The 5722-nt window shown below is 60.6% G+C and carries 6 protein-coding genes; 2 read left to right on the forward strand and 4 right to left on the reverse strand.

Features of this window, described 5'->3' with window-relative positions:
* The coding region (locus ACRZ95_RS22575; protein ID WP_480555626.1) for a type IV toxin-antitoxin system AbiEi family antitoxin domain-containing protein at positions 1-238 on the reverse strand (238 nt) is incomplete at its 3' end.
* Between the two features lie 307 nt (positions 239-545).
* Here ACRZ95_RS22575 and ACRZ95_RS22580 point away from each other — a divergent pair.
* Positions 546-1931: an IS1182 family transposase gene (locus ACRZ95_RS22580; RefSeq protein ID WP_480424921.1), complete on the forward strand. Its 1386-nt coding sequence runs from the start codon at positions 546-548 to the stop codon at positions 1929-1931.
* 230 nt (positions 1932-2161) lie between these two features.
* Here the strand turns inward: ACRZ95_RS22580 and ACRZ95_RS22585 are convergent, their stop codons facing one another.
* From ACRZ95_RS22585 to ACRZ95_RS22595, 3 genes are read right to left on the reverse strand one after another with little or no spacing between them, the layout of a single operon-like run.
* A complete protein-coding gene (locus ACRZ95_RS22585; RefSeq protein ID WP_480423912.1) occupies positions 2162-2362 on the reverse strand; it encodes a hypothetical protein in 201 nt (66 codons plus the stop codon).
* Positions 2363-2364: 2 nt separating this feature from the next.
* Positions 2365-3093 (reverse strand): AAA family ATPase, encoded by a 729-nt coding sequence (locus ACRZ95_RS22590; protein ID WP_480442447.1) that lies wholly within the window; start codon positions 3091-3093, stop codon positions 2365-2367.
* Complete coding sequence (locus ACRZ95_RS22595) at positions 3090-5363, reverse strand: helix-turn-helix domain-containing protein (RefSeq protein ID WP_480424922.1); 2274 nt, start codon at positions 5361-5363, stop codon at positions 3090-3092. Before ACRZ95_RS22595 ends, ACRZ95_RS22590 begins: the two co-directional genes overlap by 4 nt.
* Before the next feature lie 60 nt (positions 5364-5423).
* On the opposite strand from ACRZ95_RS22595, the gene ACRZ95_RS22600 reads away from it, so the two are divergent.
* The gene (locus ACRZ95_RS22600) at positions 5424-5579 is read left to right on the forward strand and encodes a hypothetical protein (RefSeq protein ID WP_480424923.1); all 156 of its coding nucleotides are present in this window, start codon (positions 5424-5426) and stop codon (positions 5577-5579) included.
* Positions 5580-5722 lie beyond the last annotated feature (143 nt).

Below are 5722 nucleotides of genomic sequence, written 5' to 3' on the forward strand. Positions count from 1 at the left end.
GGTCCTGCAAGACCTGCCTCGCATCGAGAAGATCAAGCTGAACAGGTACATATGCCCCGCTACCAACTCGCCTGAGCCAGCCTTGGGCGGTCCATCTTGAGAGTAATTTCGCGGCCTGGTGACGGTCGATATCCAAAGCTCGCACTGCATCGTCAATACGCACGACATCCCCTGAAGCCTGAATGACTGCAGTGAGGCGGGCGCGCCCGCGAGCCAGCGGTGGTCTCGAATCGTTCATACTACATTAGAGTACACAAAATTCTCGGAAATAGCGAATTTCTATCTAAGTATAGTACTATACTTCCGGTATATACCGCATACCGGAATTCGCGAATTTCATGAATTTTCGCCTGCAAAATATAGCGGCCAGATTTCCGGAGTCGCAAGCAATTCCACATTTGAATGGCCGCAATCCAGACTCTTGGAAGGAGCAATCGCGTTCGCAGCGAATGACTGGAGTCCGCCGATGGTGTTGAAGAACTCTGTGTTGCAGTGCGGCAAGTCGTTTGATTCACTTGATTTATCGAGATTGGGAGGATCGGGCGATGATGGGCATTCAAAAGGTTGAAGCGCAGCTGTTCTATGAGTTCGATTTGGACGCACATGTGCCGCCTAATCACGTATTGAGAGAGATTGACCGTTTCCTCGACATGGGCGACATGCGGGAGAGGCTGAAGCCCTTTTACAGCCACACGGGCCGCCCTTCGATCGATCCCGAGCTGATCGTCCGGATGCTGGTGATTGGTTATGCGATGGGCATTCGGTCCGAACGACGACTGTGCCAGGAGGTGCATCTCAATCTTGCGTATCGCTGGTTTTGCCGGCTCGGTTTGGAGGACAAGGTGCCGGATCATTCATCGTTCTCGCGGTGCCGCCATGGCAAGCTTCGGGAAAGCGACATGCTGCGCCATATCTTCGAGGCGACGGTGGAGCGCTGCCTGAAGGAGGACCTCGTGTCAGGCGAAGGCTTTGCTGTCGACGCCAGCCTGATACCGGCGGATGCCAACAAAGCCCGTTCCATTGCGGCTAAGGACTGGAGCGAAGACGTCGCTCGAGCTGCGGGCAATCGCGCGGCCAGAGAGTACCTTGAAACGCTAGACGATGCGGCCTTCGGTGCAGCCTCGCCGGTACAACCTAAGTTCGTCGCCAAGTCGGATCCGGCAGCTCAGTGGACCCGAGCTGAGGAAAGTCGTCCCTACTTTGCCTATGCCACGAACCACCTGATCGACACAAAAAGCTCAGTCATCATGGATGTTGAAGCCACGCGGGCGATCCGACAGGCCGAGGTGGGTGCCTCGCAAACAATGCTGGATCGCACTGAACAGCGCTTCGGCATCCGGCCGGATTGGCTTGCCGCGGACACGGCCTATGGATCCAGCGACAACTTGGGGTGGCTGGTCAAGAAACGCGGCATCATCCCCTTCATTCCAGTGATCGATCATTCGAACCGCAAGGACGGCGCATGGACCCGTTTTGAGTTTGAATACGACGAGGCCAACGACCAATACATTTGCCCCGAAGGTTTCGCATTGAAGCAGTTCCGCCGGAATTACTCCGATCCCAATCGCGACAAGAACATCCGCGGCACCCGAAAGTATCGCGCTCTAAAATCCGATTGTCAGGGGTGCCCATCGAAAGAGAAGTGCTGCCCCAATGCGATCTGCAGATCGATCAGCCGGGAAGAGCACGAGGACGCCCGGGACTTCGCGCGATCGAGCCGGAAGACGAAAGCCTACAAGGTCAGCCGTGACAAACGGAAGAAAGTTGAGATGCTCTTCGCGCATCTGAAACGCATCCTGAACCTGACCAGGTTGCGATTGCGCGGCCCGAACGGGGCAAAAGATGAGTTCCTGCTCGCTGCCATCGCACAGAACCTCAGAAAGCTCGCCAAGCTCAGGCCCAGGACCGCCCAAACGGAGGCCATGGGATGATCTGACCCGCCAAATCAGCCCATTTGCGAGACGACTGGGCCAGCGTCCGGACCAAACAACTCGCGCTGGTTCTCCAGCGATAATCTGGCAGTCAATTGCACCGAGTTCTTCAACAGAATCCGCCCAATTTGACAGAAATAACAACGAGTTGAAAGCACCGAGGGTCGCTGCCTGATCATGATCCGAGTGCCCCGGCGTTAGAGCATGGGAGTATGCCATGAACGTGATCTTCAATCCTGCGCTTGCGCTGAGGGTGCTGGTCTCGCCAATGGTGCCAAGCCCGGTGGGTTGGGATACCCCGCAGGGATGGCGTGGGCGGTGCGAGCATCGGCGGCCTTGTGCAGCCGGTCCGCAGCGGTGAAGGGCGCGCCATCAAGGGCATGGGGCGCGGCAAGGGAGACCAGCTCCTGGACGGTTTCGGGAACGGCCATCCTCAACTCTCTCCCGCCATCCATGCGGCAGCGGTCTCGACCACGCGCTCATCGAGTTTGTCGATGCCCTCATTCTCCATGAGGCGGGCGCAGGCATCGGCCAGGGCCATCGCTAAGCGCCAGTTGCCCCCCGTCTTTCTGAGAAAGGCCGTGGCGCTCTTCTGAGTGATGCTCCCGAAGCGCGGGGCCAGGACATAGGCGGCCATCTCGCCCGCCTCCTGCACCGGCTGCATCACCACCTTCTTGGTGCCGATCCGCTGGCGGAACTGCTCCAGGAACACCCGGATTTGCGGGTGGATGAACTTTCTGGCCAGCAAGTCCGTGCCCGCGATCACCAGCCCCGCGCCGCCGATGTCAGAGATCGAGCGCAGCATCTCAAGGGTGGGCCAGCGCAGGTGATTGGCCTCATCCACGATGATCAGCTTGCCCTCGGTCCCCTGCCGGATGAGGCGCTGGATCAGGGTGTTGGATGTGCCGCTCGCATCGATGGGATATCCGGCCTTGGCAAAGGCATGCGCCAGCTCTTGCAGGCAGGTCTTTTCCTTCATGCCTGCCCAGGCCTCGATACGAATGGCCCCCAGCGTCTCGGCCAGCCAGTAGGTCGCCGAGGTCTTGCCGGTGCCCGGATCACCCGTGATCTGACCCAGGCGGCTGTATTGTGGCACGGACATCACCGTTTCGCACATCATGCGCGCCCGGCCCGCCATCTCCGTTTCGACGAAGCTCCTCAATCCTCTTCCTCCGCATATGTGAAAGTCCTGACCACCTCGGGGGTCGGCGGTTTCCATTGTTCAATGGGTTTGCGCGGCTCGGTATTGGCGGCCTCGGCCAGGGCCTTTGCGCGCGCCTCGGCATCCATGCGCACCATGCGGTCGATGATCCCGGCATCGACCACTGCAGCCACCGGGGCCTCCGGCGCATCGGGCATATGAGCGATGTGCCGCTCGGTTTCCTCGGTCAGCGACAACAGGGCCACATGCTTGCGCTTTTCAGCGATCTGGCGGCGGAAGGCCTTGCCGCGCCGGTTGACCTCCCGAGCGCCTGCATCATCCAGGACACCAAAGGTGCGCTCCGGGAAGGCCTGGCAGATCAACTCACCATTGGCGAAACAGAACACAAACGCGGGATTGAAGGCGGGCACCCGGAGGGTGATCTTGTGGGTGAGGCCCAGGAGCGCATCGTCGTAGAAATAGATCGTCTCGCCACGGCGGGGGGTGTAGCTCACCCGCCCGCGATCCGGCATGCGCTCGACCTCCTCGGCAAAGGCGAGGGCGAGAACCTCGGGGTGCGAGAGTGTGGTCTTGCCCCATCCCTGATCAATGAAATTGCGCAGGGCCTCATTGGGGCTCATGCCTGCAAGCCGCCCATGCTGAGGGCGCTTGTGATACCACTCCAAGGCTTTGCCAGCGGTCTCCAGAAAGGCACTCGCATCGCCATCGAAGGCCACCGGGTCTTTGCCCTTGGCGTGGGTCTTCTTGTTCATGCGGTCGCCATCGGTCCAGCCTGGGATTGTGGCGAAAAAGACTTGCTCGATGTTGCCAAAGGCACCCTCAATGCCCGGCTTGCCCTTCGCATTGTAGGGCATCGACCGCACCACGGCTTCACGGCCCTCGGCCACGCGCGCTGCGACCTTCGGATCACCGGTGAGATCAAACACCTTGAGCCCGCCCTGCGTCAGTCTGGAGAGCTGGGTGAACCCGCCGATCATCGCATCCCAGGAATACTCGGACCCGTTGTCGAGATAGAGCATCTCGGGCAGGCCCCATTCCGCGACCATCGCCTCAAAGCTCTGGGCCACATGCTCGCGCCGTATGCCTTCACCGGGCTCGCAAAGCACGAACGTCATATGGATTTCATTGGTAGCTACGTCGTACCAGGCAATCGCCTTGGGATAGACCACCGTGCCATCGGCGCGGCGCATCATGATATCCACGGGGTGCACGTCCCCCACCACGATCTGACGTGGCAGCAACGTGGCATAGTCCCGCCGGATCGAGGGCACATACCTGTCCTGGAAGGTGGCGTTGTCTTTGTCCTTGATCGCGAGAAGCGCGTATTGGCGGTGATGCTCCACCTGGCGGCGGTTCACATTACAGAGGCCGAACTGGGTGCCTTTGGCATTCGTGTCGCCGCACCGGCCCAGCTCCAGCGCCTCGAAGGGCACGACCCGCAGGTCTCGGCTCATCTCGATCAGGCGGGTGGTGGATTTCTCCGAGATCGCGCGCCAGCCGCATTCCCCCGCTGCCCAGAGGGACCGGATATAGGTGGTCAGGTCCGCGCCGATCCCGGCCTGCGTGGCCGCATCGATATGCGCCTCAAAAAACGCATCCCAGGCGCGGGTGACCGTCTGGCGCCGGACGCCGTGATCGGCGCGGCGCTTGCGGACCAGACCATTTAGACCAAAGGCCTCATAGTCGCGCAGCCAGTTATAGAGCGTCTGCTTGGAGATCAGCTTGCGTTTCCCGTTGGGGAACAGGCGCGGTTCCCGGGTGAGGCCCTCGATCACCGCCGCCCGCTCAGGTGAGCCCTTCTCAAAGGCCAGGGCCGGGCGGATCACCTCCTGCCGCCACCGCGCCAAAGCCAGATCGGCCTCAAAGCGTGCATCCGTTTGGTGGGCCTGCTCCGGTACAAGACAGGTGCCGCCGGTCGCCACATCGGGCTTTGCGTGGAGCACGATGCCACGCTCCAGATACCAGGCCTCCCGCAGATCAGCGGGTAAGTGGTCTACATGCGCTTGAGGTGCTCGACCTCCAGCACCGCCACGCCCGATTTCAACTTCTCTGACAAGAAGATCGACACCGCGCCACTTGCGCGACTGCAGGGCTTTGCTGACCGCCTGTTTGGATACCCCAGACAACTCGACCAGGTCATTCATCGGCAACCATTTTTCGTGGTTGACCAATGGTTGACCAACAGGTTGACCAACGGCTTCTAGCGGCGGATTGGTCAACCCCGAGGCGTTGGCCTCAACCAGTTCGAATTTGCGCGATGCCTGCCCCATGGCTTACACCGCCACCGTCTCGGGGCGCCCGCCCCTTCTCCGGCACCGGGGACGCGTTCCGTGACGCGTTCCCTCGCTCAGCACCGCATCGCGGGGTGCCATGCGCTTCCGGCGTTTGAGGCGCGCCTGGCCCGTGTCGTCCCCAGATTGTCCGCAGGTAGCCACGGGAGTGGTGCTGGTGTGGATGTTCTGCTTCCCACGCCCGCCGAGGTCTGAGGCGCGACATGCGCCAACGATGATCTCACATAGAACCGCTCCGGGCTGGAACGGCTTGCTTCTTGCTGACATAGTGTCCTCGCAATGCTGGGGTGCGTCGGTATGTTGTAATATCACAAAAAAGGCCAAATGCTCCTATAATC

It is taken from the genome of Ruegeria sp. AI3 (assembly GCF_056541245.1).